Origin of the sequence: Acidovorax sp. NO-1 (assembly GCF_000238595.1) — a bacterium.
Taxonomy (GTDB): domain Bacteria; phylum Pseudomonadota; class Gammaproteobacteria; order Burkholderiales; family Burkholderiaceae_C; genus Acidovorax.
In genome coordinates this window covers 1-18,192 of record NZ_AGTS01000156.1, presented here as the reverse complement: position 1 = coordinate 18,192, position 18,192 = coordinate 1, and the positions used below count along the sequence as shown (strand labels likewise).

Here is an 18,192-nt window from a genome sequence, read left to right as displayed (position 1 = left end):
GGAGCCTTGAGATGATTGGTGAATGGAACAATGGCACCGGCCGTCGCAAGTCCAGCGTCGCCCGCGTGTTTCTGAAAAAAGGCTCCGGCAAGATCACGGTGAACGGCAAGGACATCCAGTCCTACTTCGGCCGCGAAACCTCGATCATGATTGCCAAGCAACCCCTGGCGTTGACCAACCATGTCGAAACCTTCGACATCCAGATCAACGTGCACGGTGGTGGTGAGTCCGGCCAGGCCGGCGCTGCGCGCCACGGTATCACCCGCGCTCTGATCGACTACGACGCATCGTTGAAGCCCGTCCTGAGCCAAGCTGGCTTCGTGACGCGTGATGCCCGTGAAGTCGAGCGTAAGAAGGTCGGTCTGCACTCTGCACGCCGCGCCAAGCAGTTCTCCAAGCGTTAAAGCGTGGCACTGCAGGATGTTGCCCCCGGGCAGCATCCGCTGCAAAGCACCCTGCTCTGTACAGTGTGCTTTGCCGGGAAAAAACCGCCTCCGGGCGGTTTTTTCGTTTATGGTGCGGTTTTTACAGAGATGGTTTGCCCGATGAATCGCCAGTTGACCCTATGCGCTTTCGCCTGCTCCGCCGCCGGCTGACCATCAGCGCCCCGCGCGTGGCCATACGCAGTGCGCTGCCCTGGCCATTGCGCTGGCTGGCGCTGGCAGTGGTTTTCGGCTTCTGTGCTGCCGTCGCACTGTGGGCTTTCGAGTTCGGGAGGTCCATTGCCGGGCTGGACACGGTGTCCCGTGACGAGATGCTCCAGTTGCGCTCGGAGCTGGAACGTTTGCGCGCGGAAGGCCAGGAGCAGCAGACGGTGGCACACACGGCGGAGAGCTTGCTGGTGGCCGAACGTGCCGTCAAGGAGAGTCTGATGGCGCAGGTCCGGCAGCTCGAGGCGGACAACCGGGCGTTGCGGGAGGATCTTGGATTCTTTGAGAAGCTGATCCCGGCCGCCAGGGCGGAAGGCTTGTCCATTCGCAGCTTGCAGGCCGAGGTGCTGGGAGGAATGCAACTGCGCTGGCAGGTGCTGGTGATCCAGGCCGCCCGCAATGCCCCGGAGTTCAATGGACGGCTGGAGTTGGTGCTCACGGGCACGCAGGACGGGTCGCCCTGGACCCAGACCCGCCCCGCGCAGGGACAGCCGCTGCAAGTGCGCCAGTACCGGCGTATTGATGGCGTTCTCGATTTGCCACCCGGCGTCGTGGTAAAAACCGTGACGGCCCGCGTGCTGGAAGGTACGACGGTTCGAGCCGTTCAGGCCATGCCCCTCGATTGACCCGTGAAGGCGGGTGCGGGGGAAATCTAGGGCGCTGCAATTCGGGCGCCAGCAGCCCTCTCAACGGTGCCTGAGGCAACTGCAGCCTTCCGCGCCATTCTGTATTCGTGTGCCCGGTACCAAACCGCGCACTTTGAGGAGTTCTCATCCCATGTTTTCCCGAAAAAAGCAGCCGCCGATCAAAAGCCTGATCGCCCAGGGCACCCGGATCGAGGGCGATGTGCACTTTGCCGAGGGCATGCGCATTGATGGCGAGGTGGTAGGGGACATCCGTGCGGGTTCGGAGCAGCCCAGCATCCTCGTGATCTCCGAGACGGCGCGGGTGGAGGGGGCGGTGCATGCGGACCACGTGATCATCAACGGCCAGGTCATGGGGCCTGTGCATGCCGCCGAGTTGCTGGAGCTGCAACCCAAGGCGAAGATCACCGGCAACGTGCATTACAAGGCGCTGGAGATGCACCAGGGCGCGACGATCGCTGGGCAGATGTGTCCTGTGGCGGTGCTGGTGGAGGAAAAGCCCCCACTGAAGTTAGCGTCAAACGGCCAGTGATCTGAATTCCCGAGCGGTGTGCAGTACTATTCACTGCAAACATTGAACCCGGAGTACCTCATGAGCGCTGTTGCTGAAAACATCCAGACCGAAATGCCTGCCCCCATCCTGTTCACGGACAGTGCGGCGGCCAAGGTGGCGGACCTGATTGCCGAAGAGGGCAACCCAGACCTGAAGCTGCGCGTTTTTGTGCAAGGCGGCGGTTGCTCGGGTTTTCAGTATGGTTTCACGTTTGATGAAATCACCAACGAAGACGACACCACCATGACCAAGAATGGTGTGTCGCTGTTGATCGATGCCATGAGTTATCAGTACCTGGTGGGTGCAGAGATCGACTACAAGGAAGATCTGCAGGGCGCCCAGTTCGTCATCAAGAACCCGAACGCCACGACCACCTGCGGTTGTGGTTCCAGCTTCTCTGCCTGAGATGGGTCTTCGCTGAGCCGGGCGGTTTAAGCCGCTCGCCGTGCCAGTGCATTGCATTTGCCGCCCGCAGGGGCGGCTTTTGTTTTTCAGGCCGGGTAAACGGCGCCCAGCACCCGGGCGCCTGCGGCGCCGGTCACGCTGGCCAGATTTCCGGAAAGCCCATGCACCGTCCGGTGGGCCAGCCAGGCAAAAGCTGCCGCCTCCACCTGCAGTGCCGGCAGGCCCAGCGCATCAGTGGGAACTACCCGGATGCCGGGGCAGGCGGCCTGCAACCTTGCCATGAGATGGGTGTTGAGGGCACCTCCGCCGCACACTGCCATGTAGTTGCTATGCATTTTGTAGCTGTTGGCGCTTATGGAGCAAGCGCTGGCGGTATATTCCGTCAATGTGGCTTGCACGTCCGCCGGGTTTTCTGCACCAAAACACTGCAGGTGGCGGGCAAGCCACACAGGGTTGAACAGATCGCGCCCCGTGCTCTTGGGGTGTGGTTTTCGCAGAAAGGGTTCGTCCAGCAGTGAGGCCAGCAAGGCAGGCAGTACCTGACCCGTGGCGGCCCATGCCCCCCCGCATCGAAGGCCTGGCCGGTGTGCCGTTGGCACCAGTAGTCCATCAGCGCGTTGCCGGGGCCGCAGTCAAAGCCCAGCACACTGCCGTCGGCGCCCAGTACGCTGAGATTGGAGATGCCGCCGATGTTGAGCACCAGCACGGTTTCACCCGCACGGCCAAAAACCCCTTGGTGAAACGCTGGCACCAAGGGTGCACCCTGTCCACCTGCCGCCACGTCACGGCTGCGGAAATCGGCCACCACGGTGATGCCGGTGCGCTCAGCCAGCAGGGCTGGGTTGCCCAGCTGCAGGGTATAGCCCGTGCCGTCAAATTCCTGGGGCCGGTGGCGCACCGTCTGCCCGTGGGCGCCGATGGCGCGGATGGAGGATGCTGGCTGCCCGCTGCGCTTGAGTAGCGTTTGCACAATCTGCGCGTAGGCCCGCGACAGGGCGTTGCCTGCCAGCGCGGCGCGGTGCAATTCGTCAGTGCCCGAAGTGTTGAGGGCCATCAGTTCGGCCCGCAGTTCGGGCGCGAAGGGCGCGCTGGCATGGTGGGTGACGACGCAGTGCGAGCCAGAAAAATCGGCCAGCACACCGTCGATGCCATCGAGCGAGGTGCCCGACATCAGGCCGATGTACAGCTCGGATGCGCTCACAGGAGCCGTGTGGACTGTGAAGGCGTGGACGGAAGAGCCTTAGGTCCAGGGGCCCTGAAGCCCAGGCAAGCGGCGCGGCCGAGGTCAGTGGCTGCCGCGCAAGGGCCGCCGCGCCGCGTATGCGGCGCTTCGCTTGCGTGCGCTGGCGGCGTCCGCCCGTGGGGGGAAGGCGCGAAGCGGCTCACGGGGGGCTTCACTTCACTCCGCGCTGGCTTGCTCGATCAGCGCAGCTGCCGAGAGCTGGATGCGCATACTGGAGGCCAGACGGTCGAATGCCGGGCGCGCAGCGGCCGAGACGGGGGCTGCTGCCTCACTCTGGGCCACGATGGTCTGCGGATCCTGGTGGACGCCGTTCACCCGGAACTCGAAGTGCAGATGGGGCCCTGTGGCCCAGCCGGTGGCACCCACGGCGCCCAGTGTCTCGCCCTGTTCCACCGATTGGCCCTGGCGCACATCGATGCGGCTGAGGTGGGCGTACACAGTCACGTGCTGGTTGCGGTGCTTGACGAAGACCACGTTGCCGAAGCCGTTCTGCACGCCTGCGAACTCCACCACGCCATCGCCCACGGTACGTACGGGCGTGCCGGTGGGGGCCGCGAAATCGGTGCCCAGGTGGGCGCGCCATGTTTTCAGGATGGGGTGCATCCGCATCTTGAAGCCGCTGGTCACGCGCGAGAACTCCACGGGCGATGTCAGATAGGCGCGGCGCATGCTCTCGCCGTCGAGGGTGTAGTAGGCGCCCTTGGCGGCACCGGGTTCCTGGAACCAGATGGCTTCGTGCTTCTTGCCGTTGTTCAGGAACTCGGCACTCAGCACCCGGCCGCTGGACAAAGGCTCGCCGTCTGCCTCGCGGGTTTCATACACCACCGAGAAACGGTCACCCTTGCGCAGGGCACGACGGAAATCGATGTTGCCGGAGAAAAGTTCGGCCATCTGGACGGCTACGGCGTCGGGGATGTTGGACGCGTCGGTCGCAGCAAACAGCGAGCTGTGGATGATGCCGCCGGCCAGACGGCTGCTGGTGGTCAGCTTGGCGGTTTCGATGCGCGAACTGAACTTGTCGCCCACACGCTCCACCACGAGACGCCGGAAGTCGCCGCTGTCATCGGGCACCCAGCGCACGGTCAGGCGGGTCAGGCGGTGGTCATCGGTGGTTTCTGCCGAAACGATGCGGCCCGTGCGGCCGAGCACATTTTGTCGGACAGGAGTGTCACTGCGCATGAAGGCGGCAGCGGCCGGGTCGGCCACGCCCAGGCGCTGGAGCAGCGATTCAGGGGTGTCGCTGCTGCGCACCTGCTCGGAGCGGAACAGCGAAAAACCCGGCGCTTCCAGTTCTCCCAGCACGAGGTTTTCTGCCAGCGATTCAACGGGGTAGGTCACCATGCGCACCGGCAGCTCGGCCGGGTCGGGCGCAAAAGACGCCACAGCGAATGCGCCCCCACCACCCGTCAGCAGGATGGCTGCGACGGCGGCGGTGATGCGTTTGGGATGTTGTTGGATCGTGCGGGACAGCCGGTCAAGCAAAGCCGAGCTGGCGGTGGTCAAGCCGTGAATCAAAGGTCTATCCCCAGGGTGAGTGTGGTTCCAGGACGCGCACCCGTCACAGGTACGGGAAGGGGCCTGGAGCACAGACTGTCAGGCTGCAAGCATTCGACAGAATGGTGAAAAACAGGTCGAAACAGCGGGCCTACTAGAATCCGCCTTACGCAATGTGGGCTGAAGTATAGCGGTGCATGCTGTCTAGACATCCAAAAAAACCCTTATGAATCAATCTGCTGTTACAACAACCCCGGTCTCTGATGGTGTAGGACGGGCCCTTGAAATTTCTCTGCGCGGTGTGCAGGAGCTGCTGCCACAGGACGAATGGGTCAAGAAGCTGGTGCGCTCTGAGGCCACGGGGCAGCCGCTGCGCATCAAGCTGGGGCTCGACCCTACCGCGCCGGACATCCACATCGGCCACACGGTGGTGTTGAACAAGATGCGGCAGTTGCAAGATCTGGGCCACCAGGTGATCTTCCTGATCGGCGACTTCACCAGCCTGATCGGCGACCCCTCGGGCCGCAACAGCACGCGCCCGCCGCTCACGCCCGAGCAGATCAAGGTGAATGCCGAGACTTATTACAAGCAGGCCAGCATGGTGCTGGACCCGGCCAGGACCGAGATCCGCTACAACAGCGAGTGGAGCGAGCCCCTGGGCGCCACCGGCATGATTCAGCTGGCTTCCCGCTACACCGTGGCGCGCATGATGGAGCGCGATGACTTTCACAAGCGCTTCACCACCGGCCAGTCGATCTCGGTACACGAGTTTCTGTACCCGCTGATGCAGGGTTACGACTCGGTGGCGCTCAAGAGCGATCTGGAGCTGGGCGGCACCGACCAGAAGTTCAACCTGCTCATGGGCCGCCACCTGCAGCAGGAATACGGCCAGGAGCCGCAGTGTGTGCTCACCATGCCGCTGCTGGTGGGCCTGGACGGCGTGGACAAGATGTCCAAGTCCAAGAACAACTACATCGGCATCACCGAAGACGCCAACACCATGTTTGCCAAGATGCTGTCGATCAGCGACACCCTGATGTGGGACTGGTACACGCTGCTGTCGTTCAAGAGCCTGGCCGACATCGCCGCGCTCAAGGCCGAGATCGCCAGCGGGCGCAACCCCAAGGACGCCAAGGTGATGCTGGCCAAGGAGATCACCACACGGTTCCACAGTGCCGCCGCGGCCGATGCGGCCGAGCAGGACTTCATCAACCGCAGCAAGGGCGGGGTGCCGGATGAGATCCCGGAACTGTCCCTGTCGGGCGCGCCGCTGGGCATTGGTGCGCTGCTCAAGCAGGCCAACCTGGCGCCGTCCGGCAGCGAGGCCAATCGCCTGATCGACGGTGGCGGCGTGCGCGTGGAGGGCAGCGTGGTCAGCGACAAGGGCCTGAAGCTCGAAGCAGGTACCTACGTGGTGCAGGTGGGCAAGCGCAAGTTTGCGCGGGTCACCCTGTCATGATTTTGATATGAAATTGGCCGCCACCGCTTGATGGATAAGCGCTGGCAGCTATCAATTTGAAAGCGCTGAGGCCTTGGGGTCCAGCGCTTTTTTCATGCGCCGTCCAGGTTGTCGTTCAAATCCGGGTCGGGCACATCGCCAATCGCCTGGCGGGTGGCCGCGGCCTGCACCTGCAACCAGGCGCAAAACGCCTTGATCTCCGGCCGTTGCGCGCTGCGCGGCCCCACCATGAGCCAGTAGGCCAGGGGCGAGTCGATGCGGTGGCCGGGCAGCACCTCCACCAGGTCGCCTGCCGCCAGGGCATCGGCAATCAGCGGCATGCGCGCCAGTGCCAGGCCCTGGCCGGCCAGCGCGGCCTGCACGATCTGGTGGGCGTAGTTGAAGTACAGCCAGCGCTGGGGCTGCAGCTTGGCCAGGTCGCGGCTGTCGAACCAGCGGCGCCAGCTCAGGTACTCCAGATAGTGCGTGCGGTGGGCGTCGCCGGCCTCGATCAGGGTGAACTGCGCCACATCGGCCGGGGTGCGCAGCGGCTTGCCGCTCTTGAGCAGCCAGGGGCTGGCCACCACGGCCAGTTGCTCGCCAAACAGGCGCACGCCCCCCTGGGTGGCGCCGCCCGGCATGGCGTAGCGCAGGGCCAGGTCCACGTCCGAGGTGTCCAGATCGACCTGCACATCGCTTGCATCAATGCGGATGTCGATGCCCGGGTTGTCGCGCTGGAACTCCTCCATGCGCGGGATCAGCCACATCGACGCAAAACTGGCCCAGGTGGTAATGGCCACGCTGCGGCGCCCGGCCGTCTGGCGCACCAGGCGCACGGCCGCGTCCATGCGCTCCAGCGCCGGGCCCACGGCGCGCTGCAACTGCGCGCCCGCGCTCGTCAGCTCCACCGCGCGGGTGTGGCGCAAAAACAGGGGCACGCCCACTTCTTCTTCCAGCGCCTGGATCTGGCGGCTCACGGCAGATTGCGTCAGCGCCAGCTCATCGGCGGCGGCGCGAAAGTTCAGGTGCTTGGCCACGGCCAGAAAGGCACGCCAGTGGCCGGTGGCCACGGGCCGGGTGCGCAAGACGGCGGGGGAGTATTCGGCAGAGGTCATGGCGGCATTCCTGCTGAGCGTGATTCATGCGTTGACGGAATGAATAGCGTAGCGCGTTTTCATTGGACTGTGTGTGGCGCAAACGGCACCATTCATTCACCGTACTCGCTTTCAACCACGCCAAGGAGCCCGTCATGTCGCACCGCCCCGTTCTGGAATCGCAACAATCCGTGCACGCCTCCAGCGCTGGCCGATCTGCGGCCGGCAGCTGGACGCTGGGCGCGGGCCGTGCCCTGTCGCTGCACCCGGCCGCGTCGGGCGTGCTCGCCATTGCCTGCGGGCGGGCCTGGGTGACGGTGCAAGGCCCCGGTGCGGGATGCCCGGGCACCGGGGTGGACCACGTGCTGCGCGCTGGCGACGAGCTGGCCATTGCGCCCGGGCAGCATGTGGTGCTGGAGGCCTGGAGCCCGCCCGGGCGTGCCGACGCCATGGCGTTCCGCTGGGATGTGCCGCCGGCCAGCCTGCCCGCCACCTGCGTCACCCGCACTGCGGCCTGCGACTGGGAATGCGGCGTGGTACAGCCTCTGCGGGACCTGCTCCGGGCGCTGGGCCTGGGCGGGCGGGCCGTGGGATCGGCAGCGCTGGATGTGGCCGGCGCGGGCGGGCGACTGGCGGCCGGTGCCGTGCGTTTTGCTCTCTATCGGATAGCAGCACCCCTGCATCGCAGGCCTGTTTGAGGCTGTCATGCAGAAAAGGCATCAATGGGTGCCGTGCTTTTCATTGGACGTTGTTCTGCAACCCGCGCACCATACGGTCTTATTAGGGTTTACCCGGAGTTCACCATGACAACCACTCACACTTTCCCACTGTTTTCCTTCGCGCCTTCCCGCGCTTTGGGTGCATCTTCCAGCGCCACCGGCACCGTCGCGGCAGGCGCTGCGGCGACCCTCGTGCCCAAGGCGGCCATGGTGCTGCGTGTGGCCGAGGGCCAGGCCTGGGTCACGCTGGGCAACGGCGAGCGCGATGACCTCATCCTGTGCGCCGGTCAGTCGGTGCCGGTGGCTGCGGGCCAATCGGTGGTGGTCGAGCCCCTGGGCGGCCGCCGCCTGCACTACCGCTGGGTGGACGGCGATGCCGCCGGTGCCCGCCCTGCATCGTGGTGGCGCCGCGCATCCGTGGGCAACGGCGCACCCGCCTGGGGCGACGCCTGCTGCGCCTGACCTGGGCGGGCGGGGGGCCGGCCCGGCCACCCCGATGGGGACAGTATTTTTAGTCAAAATGGCTGCTAGGGATGACCTGTATAACTCCCTGCGGTCTGTGATAGCGCGGCCTCGGGCGGTTCGCTGCGTTGCTTTTCTTGCCAATAGCCCGGCTATTGGCTGCCAAAAGACGCCTTGCGCCCCATCCCGATCGCACTACCACCGCCTCGCGAGGGTTATGCAGGACATCCCTAGCGCTTTACCATCAAGCGCGAGCAGCTATTTTTTTGATAGTGAGTGGACGGGTGCGCCAGGTGGCTGGCGTGAGTCCTCGCACAGCACCCCGATCAGCCAGGTCAGAGCATCAGCTCGCCCCGCACGGTCTCGAACGCGGCAATGGCCGCATCGCCGTCCAACTGCTCCATGCGCGCCAGCGCATCCACGTCTTCCACGGTGCTGAAGGCCAGGCTGAACTGCTGAAACCGCCGCCCTGCCAGCGGGCCGTGGTGGATGACTTCGACGTTGATATGGCGCGGGTCGTTGCGGATGCGCTCAATGAGCTTGAGCACGGCCTTTTGCGGGCCTTCGAGTTGCTGGCAAAAGCGCTGGCCGTCGAAAATCAGCAGTCCTGTCACATCCAGCTCCGCGTTCACCTGGCGCGCGCGCCCGGCAATCTCGGCCACCACGCTCAGGGGCTGGTCGGGCGCGAGGGTGCTCACATAGAGAACCTCATACAGGGCAGTGCAAATTTTCATAGGTGCGGCCCAATGTAGGGGGCCCACAGGGGTTGCGCAATGTCAAAAGACATACGGCCCGCCATCGTGCCCGCCCTGGCGCTGCAATGTTGTTGCGAGATGTGAGCAAGGCGCTTGCGTGCCTAGAATTGCGCACCATGAATGCCACTTTGCCGCCCCACACCTGCCCGCCATCCTGCGGTGCGTGCAGGCTCAGAAAAACCGGCGCCTTCACGCCCGTGAAGCCCGAGGTTCTGGCGTTCATCGAGGGTTTTCGCAAAGACACGATGGCCGTGCAGGCCGGGGGTGCGCTGGTGCGCGAGAGCGAGCCCAACGCCAAACTCTTCACCCTGTATTCGGGCTGGGCATTCCGTTACAAGACGCTGAGCGACGGGCGCCGCCAGATCCTGAATTTTCTGCTGCCCGGCGATCTGGTGGGGCTGCAGCAGGAGTTTGGCGAGGTGTCCACCCACGGCATCGAGGCGCTGACGGACTGCTCGCTGTGCGTGTTTGAAAACGACAGCCTGTGGGCGCTGTTTCGCGAGCACCCGCGCCTGGGCTACGACATCACCTGGCTGGCGGCGCACGAGGAAGGCCACCTGGACGAAAACCTGCTCACCACCGGCCGCCGCAACGCCACCGAGCGCGTGGCCATGCTGCTCATGCACCTGTACCGCCGGCTCGACCGCATCGGGCTGGTGGAGGACGGCGCGGTGGCGTTCCCGCTCAACCAGCAGCACATTGCCGATGCGCTGGGGTTGTCGCTGGTGCACACCAACAAGACGCTGCGGCGCCTGGCCCTGCTGGGTCTGCACGAGCTCAAGAACGGGCGCCTTCGCCTGCTGAACACGCGGGCGCTGGCGCGCATTGCCGAGTACTACGACACCCCGCCCCGGCTCATGCCGCTGCTGTAGCCGCGCGATGGCGGTAGAAATATGGGTTAAACGAGCCCCAGCGCTTATGGGTCAAACGCGAGCAGCTATGTTTTGAATAGCGTCTTGCACCCTGCGGGCGCAAGCCCATAATCCTCTCCATGCCCGCGCGCCGGGCTTTGTTGCGCACCCCAACCCTCATTTTCATGACCTCACTCGACATCCTCATCCTGGCGGCCGGCAAGGGCACGCGCATGAAAAGCCGTATCCCCAAGGTGCTGCAGCGCCTGGCCGGGCGCCCGCTGCTGCACCATGTGCTGGACCAGGCGGCGCACCTGCAGGCGCGCAGCGCCATCGTCATCACGGGCCACGGTGCTACAGAAGTAGAAGCTGCTTGCGCAGGTGCAGCAAGCGCTGGAGCCGGTTTTGACCTGAAATTCGCCCGGCAGGAGCCGCAATTGGGCACCGGCCACGCGGTGCAGCAGGCCGTGCCGCACCTGCGTGACGACGGCACGGTGGTGGTGCTGTCCGGCGATGTGCCGCTGACGCAGGCCGACACGCTGCGCGCCCTGGTGGCGGCCAGCGACGGTGGCAAGCTGGCCCTGCTGACGGTGACCTTGCCCGACCCCACCGGCTACGGCCGCATCGTGCGCAATGCCGACGGCGCCGTGCAAGGCATCGTCGAACACAAGGACGCCACCGATGCGCAGCGCGCCATCACCGAGGTCTACAGCGGCATCATGGCCGTGCCCGCGCGCCTGCTCACGCCCTGGCTGGCGCGCCTGACCAACCACAACGCCCAGGGCGAGTACTACCTGACCGACATCGTCGCCATGGCCGTGCAGGGCGGCGTGCCCGTGGTGGCCCACCGCATCACCGATGCGCTGCAGGTGGCGGGCGTCAACAGCCCGCTGCAGCTGGCCGAGCTGGAGCGCGCGCACCAGCTGCGCGCCGCGCGCAGCCTGATGGAGCAGGGCGTGCGCCTGGCCGACCCGGCGCGCTTTGATGTGCGCGACGACACCCGCACCGGCGTGCGCGGCGAACTGGTGTGCGGGCAGGACGTGGAGATCGACGTGAACTGCGTTTTCACTGGCCGGGTGGAGCTGGGCGAAGGCGTGCAGATCGGCGCCAACTGCTGCATTGCCAACGCGCGCATCGCAGCCGGCGCCGTGATCCACCCCTTCACGCACATTGACGGCGAAAAGGCGGGAGCCACCGTGGGCGAGGGCGCGCTGATCGGCCCCTTCGCCCGCCTGCGCCCCGGCGCGCAACTGGGCCGCGAGGTGCACATCGGCAACTTTGTGGAAGTGAAAAATTCCACCCTGGCTGACGGCGCCAAGGCCAACCACCTGGCTTATCTCGGCGATGCCACGGTGGGCGAGCGCGTGAACTACGGCGCAGGCAGCATCACCGCCAACTACGACGGCGCCAACAAGCACCGCACGGTGATCGAGGCCGACGTGCACATCGGCAGCAACTGCGTGCTGGTGGCCCCCGTGACCATTGGTGCGGGCGGCACGGTGGGTGGTGGCAGCACCATCAGCAAGAGCACGCCGCCCGGTGCGCTCAGCGTGGCGCGGGGCAAGCAGATCACCAAAGAAAACTGGCACCGCCCTGCCAAGCTGCCCAAGGCGTGATGCAGCCATGACGCAGCCCGCAAGCCCTGCCGAGGTCGAGCAACTGCGCGCCGAGCTGGCCCGCAGCCGGCAGCAGGTGGCCGACATGGCCGCTGCGCAGGAGGAGTTCTTGCGCGCCGTGTCGCACGACCTGCGCGCGCCGCTGCGGCACGTCACGTCGTACGGCACGCTGGTGCGCGAGGTGCTGGGCGATTTGCCGCCCGAGGTGGCGCAGGGCGCCGAGGTGCAGGAGGCGCTGGGTTTTCTGGCCACCATGGACCAGTCGGCCCGGCGCATGGGGCTCATGATCGACGGCCTGCAGGCCCTGGTGCGCGCCAGCCGCACGCCGCTGCATCTGCAGGCCGTGCCGCTGGCCGATGCCGTTGTGCAGGCGCGCGCCGCGCTGGCCGCTGCCGAGGCCGGGCGGGGGGTGGAGTGGCGCATTGCGTCAGACCTGCCCACGCTGCAGGCCGACCCCGCGCTGCTGCAGGAGCTGCTGGTGCAACTGCTGGGCAATGCCCTCAAGTTCACCCGGCCCGTGGCGCAGGCGTGCATCACGGTGCAGGCCGATGCGGCACCCGCGGGGCAGATCGCCTTTACCGTGCAGGACAACGGCGTGGGTTTTGACCCGGCGCGCGCGGGCAGCCTGTTCGGCGTGTTCCAGCGCCTGCACCGAGAGACCGAGTTTGACGGTGTGGGTACCGGTCTGGCGCTGTGCCGCGCGATTGCGCAGCGCCATGGGGCGCAGATCCGTGCCACCGCGGTGCCGGGCGGGGGCTGTACGGTGCGGGTGGGCTGGCCGGCTTGAACAGCGCTTCAAGTTGCAGCTAAAAATATAGCTGTTCGCGCTTGCTGGATAAGCGCTGCAGGCACTTTTTCTATATATTTTTCGGGGGCGCGGCCCCCTCGGCAGGTGTGTTACACCGCAGGCGCCAGGGCGGGTTCGATGCTGCCCGCCACGCGGTTGCGCCCGCCGTTCTTGGCGACATACAGTGCGGCGTCGGCCGCGTCGATCCAGGCGCGCAGGTTGCTGTGGCGGTGGTCGGCCGGGGCCACGCCAATGCTGCTGGTGATGCGTACGTCAGGCAGGCTGCGCAGGCGCACGCCCTCGGTCTGCTCGCGGATGCGGTGGGCAAGGGCCAGTGCGTCCCTGGCCTGCATGCCGGGCAGCACGATGGCAAATTCATCGCCGCCATAGCGCCCCGCGCAGTCGCCCGCGCGCACGTTGCCGCGCACCACATGGGCCAGTGCGCGGATCACCTCGTCGCCCACCGTGTGGCCATGCTGGTCGTTGATCTGCTTGAAATGGTCGATGTCCAGCATCAGCATGCAGGCGGGTTCGTTGGTGGTGTGGTGGCGGCGCAGTGCAGCCTCGGCCTGTTCCTGCCAGTGGCCACGCACGAAAAGGCCTGTGAGCGCGTCCACGCGCCGCAGCTCATCCAGCAGCTGGTTCTGGTGGGCCGTCTTGCGGATGAGCTGGTAGCTCACGACGCTGACCGAGATCGTGTGCAGTGCCATCACGGGCAGGCACGCCACGATCACGCGCATGGAGGTGTCGGGCGCCCAGTGCAGGCCCGCCAGCAGCATGCCCACCAGCCCTCCGCCCAGCATGGCCGGGATCGAGCGTGCCCAGAGCCCGCGGATGCCGGTGGTGATCTTGTCCACCAGGGTCAGCGTGACCAGCAGCACGCTGGGCAGCAGGTTGAAGTGCATCAGCGGCACAAAGCTCGCCGCCATGGCGGAGTCGATAAGCAGGTTGCGGGTTTCGGCGCGGTACGGGTCTTTGCTGCGCCGCGTGATCAGGTAGGCCACGTGCGGCCACACAAACGCGGGCAGCACCATGGCCGCCCACGCGGCGGCGCTGGCGTGGCGCTCCCACAGCACCACGCCCACCACCATGCCACCCAGCCCCATGCCCAGAATGCGCAGGGGGTAGATACGGCGGGGCATCTGGCGGCGGGGTGTGGGCATGGAGAGTTGGGGTGGTGCCGCCGGTGCTGCGCTCCGGTGGGGGCGGGCTCGCGAAGGGCTGGGGGGAGCTTACATGCCCCCGTGGGGCGATGCCAGCACGAAATGACCATGTGTTCTGCCGCGCGGCTCCACGGTGTTCGTCGTGTTCGCCGTGTCCAGTTGCGTTCAACGGCCTTTCAGGTGCCGCAGTTGCTGGCGCAGGGCGGTGACTTCCTCGATCAGGTCGGCCGTGAGCGCGGCCAGGTGCGGATCGGCGTCGAAGGTGAGTTCCAGGTGGGCAATACGCCGGGCGCGCACCACGGTGGCCCCGCTGAAGCGCCAGGCCGAGCGGTCGCCTTCGCCTTCGGTGCCAGCCTGCAGCAACCCCTCCTGCAGCCGCGCTGCCACCCAGTCGGCATCCATGCGGCAGGCGCGGGCCAGGGCGTCCAGCGTGAGGGCGGCGCTGCCATCGTCGAGCAGTTCTGCGGGGGGCGTGGGGGAGTGGGCGCTCATGGCTGGGCTCCTTGCGCAGCGCGCGGGTTGTAGTGGGGAAAGGCCTGGGCCAGCGCGGCGTACGCAGCGCGTTCGGCATCGGTGGTGGCCGGTGGCAGGGCCATGTGCAGTTCCAGATAGAAGTCACCCGGTGGTGTGCCCGGGATGCCCCGGCCTTTGAGGCGCAGCTTGCGCCCCGCCTTCCAGCCTGCGGGCACCGCCACCTCGATGACCGAGCCGCCCGGCGTGCCCACCTCGACCGAGGCGCCCAGGGCTGCCTCCCAGGGGGCCACTACCAGCGGCTGGTAGACATCGCGGCCCTCCGCGCGCCAGCGCGGGTCGGGCTTGAACAGCACCTCCAGAAACAAATCGCCCGCCGGTGCGCCACCCCAGCCCGGGCTGCCCTGGCCAGCCAGGCGGATGAGCTGGCCTTCGCGCACGCCCTGCGGGATCTTGACGGCCAGATGGCGCTCGTCGCGCACCAGCGATCCGTCATCGGCCTGGTGCGCGCTTTGCAGCGTGAGGGTGCGTTCGGCGCCCTGGTAGGCGTCGGCCAGGTCCAGCTCGATGCGGGCGTGGTGGTCTGCGCCGCGCTGGGTGGGGGGTGGTCTTCCGCTGGTGTGTTCGCTGCGCCCGGCGCCACGCGCTCGGGCGGCACGGCCAAACAGCTGTTCAAAGAAGTCGCTGTAGTCGCCCGGAGCGCCACCCGGACCACCCGCGCCGTCCGAAAACTCGAACCCCGCATCCCAGTGCGGGGGCGGGCGGAAGTCCTGCCCCGGCTGCATGCGCGGTTCTTGCGCAAGGCGGTCGTAGGCGGCGCGTTTTTCCGGGTCGGAGAGCACGGCGTTGGCTTCGTTCAGCGCCGTCATGCGCGCCACGGCGTCGGGCTCCTTGCTCACGTCGGGGTGGTACTTGCGCGCCAGCTTGCGGTAGGCCTTCTTGATCTCGTCGGCCGTGGCGCCGGGGGTGACGCCCAGCGTCTGGTAGTAGTCCTTGAACTCCATGCGGCGTGGCTCCTGTGTGTCCAGCCACTCTATGCCGATGCGGCGGGAAGGCAAGAGGACTGGGACAACGGCATGCCAAGGGGTTGCCAATCATTCGCTATAAATTAAATAGCTATTCGCGCTTATCCATCAAGCTCCAGAGGCACTTTTGTGCCAAATTTTGCCCTGCGGGTTGCAAAGAAGGCCTTCACGTTGCGCACATTGGCATCGCCCGTGAACAGGCGCTGCGACAGCGAAAGGTACCCCGGCATGTCGCGCGTGTGCACCACCAGCACAAAGTCCGGCCCGGGCGACACGCGCCAGCATTGCTGCACGGCGGCCTCCTGCACGGCGCGGGCTTCAAACGCGTCAAGCTGCTCGGCGCCCTGGCGGTCCAGCGACACCTCGACGATGCAGGCCAGCCCGTGGCCCTGAATGGCTGCCAGCCGGTCGGGCTGCAGGATGGCCACCTGGCGCTCGATCAGACCGGCATCGTGCAGGCGCTTGACGCGGCGCAGACAGGTGGGCGGGGAGACATGCACCTGTTCGGCCAGGGATTGGTTGCTCTGCGCCGCGTCGGTTTGCAGCAGGTTGAGCAGCTGCAAGTCTGTACTGTCGAGTGATATGGATTCCATGATTTTCTTAAAATTGAATAAAAATTTCATGCATTGTGTTTGGTGAAATTTAAGTTCAATTTCATTCAAATATCAATCGATAATTTTTCTCGATGCTGCTTACGATCCGCCCATCGAATCCAACCCAAGGGCAAACACCATGTGCGGCATCGTCGGCGCGGTCTCTACGCGCAACATCGTTCCCATCCTCGTGCAGGGCCTGCAGCGGCTGGAATACCGGGGCTATGACTCCTGCGGCGTGGCGGTACATGCCTCCAGCCTCGATGCAGCGCGCCCGGCAGGCCTGCAGCGCGCCCGCAGCACCGCCCGCGTGGCTGAGCTGCTGGAGCAGGTGACCACCGAACACATCGACGGTGCCACCGGCATTGCCCACACCCGCTGGGCCACCCATGGCGCGCCCGCCGTGCACAACGCCCACCCGCACTTCAGCCACGGCACTGGCGCAGACGCGCAGGCCCAAAGCGCAGGCCGCGTAGCCCTGGTGCACAACGGCATCATTGAAAACCACGAAGAACTGCGCAAGGCGCTGCAGGCACGCGGCTATGTGTTTGTGAGCCAGACCGACACCGAAGTCATCGCCCACCTGGTGGACAGCCACTACAGCGGCGACCTGTTCGACGCCGTGCAGGCCGCCGTGGCCGAGCTGCATGGCGCCTACGCCATCGCCGTGATGCACAAGGACGAACCGCACCGCGTGGTGGGTGCACGCGCTGGTTCGCCGCTGATCCTGGGGGTTGGAAACGGGGGCGCAGAGCACTTTCTGGCCAGCGATGCCATGGCGCTGGCGGGCGTCACTGACCAGATCGTTTATCTGGAAGAGGGTGACCTGGTGGACCTGCAGCTGGGCCGCTACTGGATCGTGCGCAAGGACGGTGCCGCACTCACGCCCGAACAGCGCCCCGTGCGCACCGTGCTGGCCCACAGCGGCGCGGCCGAGCTGGGCCCCTACCGACACTACATGCAAAAGGAAATCTTCGAGCAACCGCGTGCCATCGCCGACACGCTCGAAGGCCTGGCCGGCATCGTGCCCGAGCTGTTCGACGGCGCGGGCCAGCATGGCGAACCTGGCGCTGCCGCCTGGCGTGTGTTCAAGGAAATCGACAGCGTGTTGATCCTGGCCTGCGGCACCAGCTACTACAGCGGCTGCACCGCCAAATACTGGCTCGAAGACATCGCGGGCATCCCCACGCAAGTCGAAGTGGCCAGTGAATACCGCTACCGCACCAGCGTGCCCAACCCACGCACCCTGGTTGTCACCATCAGCCAGAGCGGCGAAACCGCCGACACGCTGGCCGCGCTGCGCCACGCCCAATCGTTGGGCATGCAGCACACGCTCACCATCTGCAACGTGGCCACCAGCGCCATGGTGCGCGAATGCAAGCTGGCCTATATCACCCGCGCAGGCGTCGAGATCGGCGTGGCCAGCACCAAGGCCTTCACCACGCAGCTGGCGGGCCTGTTCTTGCTGACGCTGGCGCTGGCGCAAAGCAAGGGCCGCCTGAGCGACGAGCAGGAAGCCGCCCACCTCAAGGCCATGCGCCACCTGCCCGTGGCCCTGCAGGCCGTGCTGGCGCTGGAGCCACAAATCATCAGCTGGGCCGAAGACTTTGCCCGCATGGAAAACGCGCTCTTTCTGGGCCGGGGCCTGCACTACCCGATCGCACTGGAAGGCGCGCTCAAGCTCAAGGAAATCAGCTACATCCACGCCGAGGCCTACCCGGCCGGAGAGCTCAAGCACGGCCCGCTGGCCTTGGTGACCAGCGCCATGCCGGTGGTGACGGTAGCGCCCAACGACGCACTGCTGGAAAAGCTCAAGAGCAACATGCAGGAAGTGCGCGCCCGCGGCGGCGTGCTGTATGTGCTGGCCGATGCCGACACCCGCATCGAAAGCAGCGAAGGCATCCACGTGATCCGCATGCCCGGGCACTACGGCCCCTTGAGCCCGCTGCTGCATGTGGTGCCGCTGCAGCTGCTGGCGTACCACACGGCGTGCGCGCGCGGAACCGACGTGGACAAACCCCGGAACCTGGCGAAATCGGTGACGGTGGAGTGAGTGGGTGGGGTGTTCTTGCGAAATAATCCGGGTCATTAAAGTCGTAAACTCGCAAATAAAGTCGTAAACAGCCCTCTAGCATTCATGCGGTTTTGCGGGATGGTCATTTGTAACTGCAAAGTCGTAAACTCGAATCCAACGGGTAAAGAAGATCTATACATGTGAACGTGGGCTAG

Annotated in this window: 18 protein-coding genes and 1 pseudogene; 11 read left to right on the top strand and 8 right to left on the bottom strand. The window is 65.9% G+C overall.

What is annotated here, in order from left to right; genetic code table 11:
* Positions 1-11: 11 nt before the first annotated feature.
* The 4 genes from rpsI to erpA all read left to right on the top strand — a co-directional run bounded on the left by rpsI (position 12) and on the right by erpA (position 2,252).
* Positions 12-404 carry a 30S ribosomal protein S9 gene (gene rpsI / locus KYG_RS22465; RefSeq protein WP_005798582.1) on the top strand — a complete coding sequence of 131 codons (393 nt, stop codon included), beginning with the start codon at positions 12-14 and terminating at the stop codon, positions 402-404.
* 161 nt (positions 405-565) lie between these two features.
* Positions 566-1,276, top strand: a complete 711-nt coding sequence (locus tag KYG_RS22460) for a DUF6776 family protein (protein ID WP_008907236.1) — start codon at positions 566-568, stop codon at positions 1,274-1,276.
* A 151-nt stretch (positions 1,277-1,427) separates the two neighbouring features.
* Positions 1,428-1,826 (top strand): polymer-forming cytoskeletal protein, encoded by a 399-nt coding sequence (locus KYG_RS22455; RefSeq protein WP_008907235.1) that lies wholly within the window; start codon positions 1,428-1,430, stop codon positions 1,824-1,826.
* 60 nt (positions 1,827-1,886) lie between these two features.
* On the top strand, positions 1,887-2,252 hold the full coding sequence (gene erpA / locus KYG_RS22450; protein WP_008907234.1) for an iron-sulfur cluster insertion protein ErpA: 366 nt from the start codon (positions 1,887-1,889) through the stop codon (positions 2,250-2,252).
* Between the two features lie 86 nt (positions 2,253-2,338).
* On the opposite strand, the pseudogene KYG_RS22445 reads toward erpA, so the two are convergent.
* Both KYG_RS22445 and KYG_RS22440 read right to left on the bottom strand, forming a co-directional pair.
* A pseudogene (locus tag KYG_RS22445) lies at positions 2,339-3,423 on the bottom strand (anhydro-N-acetylmuramic acid kinase).
* A 228-nt stretch (positions 3,424-3,651) separates the two neighbouring features.
* Positions 3,652-5,010, bottom strand: coding sequence for a M23 family metallopeptidase (locus tag KYG_RS22440; protein ID WP_034695914.1), 1,359 nt, complete (start codon positions 5,008-5,010; stop codon positions 3,652-3,654).
* A 205-nt stretch (positions 5,011-5,215) separates the two neighbouring features.
* Here KYG_RS22440 and tyrS point away from each other — a divergent pair, with 205 nt between their 5' ends.
* Complete coding sequence (gene tyrS, locus KYG_RS22435; RefSeq protein WP_008907230.1) at positions 5,216-6,448, top strand: tyrosine--tRNA ligase; 1,233 nt, start codon at positions 5,216-5,218, stop codon at positions 6,446-6,448.
* A gap of 92 nt (positions 6,449-6,540) precedes the next feature.
* Here the strand turns inward: tyrS and KYG_RS22430 are convergent, their stop codons facing one another.
* On the bottom strand, positions 6,541-7,542 hold the full coding sequence (locus KYG_RS22430) for a LysR substrate-binding domain-containing protein (RefSeq protein WP_008907229.1): 1,002 nt from the start codon (positions 7,540-7,542) through the stop codon (positions 6,541-6,543).
* 134 nt (positions 7,543-7,676) lie between these two features.
* Between KYG_RS22430 and KYG_RS22425 the strand changes: the two genes are divergently transcribed.
* Both KYG_RS22425 and KYG_RS22420 read left to right on the top strand, forming a co-directional pair.
* Positions 7,677-8,219, top strand: coding sequence for a DUF2917 domain-containing protein (locus tag KYG_RS22425; protein ID WP_008907228.1), 543 nt, complete (start codon positions 7,677-7,679; stop codon positions 8,217-8,219).
* A gap of 105 nt (positions 8,220-8,324) precedes the next feature.
* The gene (locus KYG_RS22420) at positions 8,325-8,702 is read left to right on the top strand and encodes a DUF2917 domain-containing protein (protein WP_008907227.1); all 378 of its coding nucleotides are present in this window, start codon (positions 8,325-8,327) and stop codon (positions 8,700-8,702) included.
* 335 nt (positions 8,703-9,037) lie between these two features.
* On the opposite strand, the gene KYG_RS22415 is transcribed toward KYG_RS22420, so the two are convergent.
* On the bottom strand, positions 9,038-9,436 hold the full coding sequence (locus KYG_RS22415; RefSeq protein WP_008907226.1) for a BLUF domain-containing protein: 399 nt from the start codon (positions 9,434-9,436) through the stop codon (positions 9,038-9,040).
* A 137-nt stretch (positions 9,437-9,573) separates the two neighbouring features.
* On the opposite strand from KYG_RS22415, the gene KYG_RS22410 reads away from it, so the two are divergent.
* The 3 genes from KYG_RS22410 (at position 9,574) to KYG_RS22400 (ending at position 12,711) form a co-directional block, all read left to right on the top strand.
* On the top strand, positions 9,574-10,329 hold the full coding sequence (locus KYG_RS22410) for a Crp/Fnr family transcriptional regulator (RefSeq protein ID WP_034695910.1): 756 nt from the start codon (positions 9,574-9,576) through the stop codon (positions 10,327-10,329).
* A 164-nt stretch (positions 10,330-10,493) separates the two neighbouring features.
* Positions 10,494-11,924: a bifunctional UDP-N-acetylglucosamine diphosphorylase/glucosamine-1-phosphate N-acetyltransferase GlmU gene (glmU, locus tag KYG_RS22405; RefSeq protein ID WP_008907224.1), complete on the top strand. Its 1,431-nt coding sequence runs from the start codon at positions 10,494-10,496 to the stop codon at positions 11,922-11,924.
* Positions 11,925-11,931: 7 nt separating this feature from the next.
* Entirely contained in the window at positions 11,932-12,711 is a 780-nt protein-coding gene (locus KYG_RS22400; RefSeq protein WP_008907223.1) for an ATP-binding protein, read from the top strand.
* Between the two features lie 110 nt (positions 12,712-12,821).
* Here KYG_RS22400 and KYG_RS22395 read toward each other — a convergent pair whose 3' ends face one another.
* The 4 genes from KYG_RS22395 to KYG_RS22380 all read right to left on the bottom strand — a co-directional run bounded on the left by KYG_RS22395 (position 12,822) and on the right by KYG_RS22380 (position 15,963).
* A complete protein-coding gene (locus tag KYG_RS22395; protein ID WP_008907222.1) occupies positions 12,822-13,874 on the bottom strand; it encodes a diguanylate cyclase AdrA in 1,053 nt (350 codons plus the stop codon).
* A 165-nt stretch (positions 13,875-14,039) separates the two neighbouring features.
* Positions 14,040-14,366, bottom strand: coding sequence for a MerR family transcriptional regulator (locus tag KYG_RS22390; RefSeq protein ID WP_008907221.1), 327 nt, complete (start codon positions 14,364-14,366; stop codon positions 14,040-14,042).
* Complete coding sequence (locus KYG_RS22385; RefSeq protein ID WP_008907220.1) at positions 14,363-15,349, bottom strand: DnaJ C-terminal domain-containing protein; 987 nt, start codon at positions 15,347-15,349, stop codon at positions 14,363-14,365. The genes KYG_RS22390 and KYG_RS22385 overlap by 4 nt, the downstream gene beginning before the upstream one ends.
* Positions 15,350-15,471: 122 nt before the next feature.
* A complete protein-coding gene (locus tag KYG_RS22380) occupies positions 15,472-15,963 on the bottom strand; it encodes an Lrp/AsnC family transcriptional regulator (protein WP_008907219.1) in 492 nt (163 codons plus the stop codon).
* Between the two features lie 139 nt (positions 15,964-16,102).
* Between KYG_RS22380 and glmS the strand changes: the two genes are divergently transcribed.
* Positions 16,103-18,016: a glutamine--fructose-6-phosphate transaminase (isomerizing) gene (gene glmS / locus KYG_RS22375; RefSeq protein ID WP_008907218.1), complete on the top strand. Its 1,914-nt coding sequence runs from the start codon at positions 16,103-16,105 to the stop codon at positions 18,014-18,016.
* The last annotated feature ends 176 nt before the right edge of the window (positions 18,017-18,192 follow it).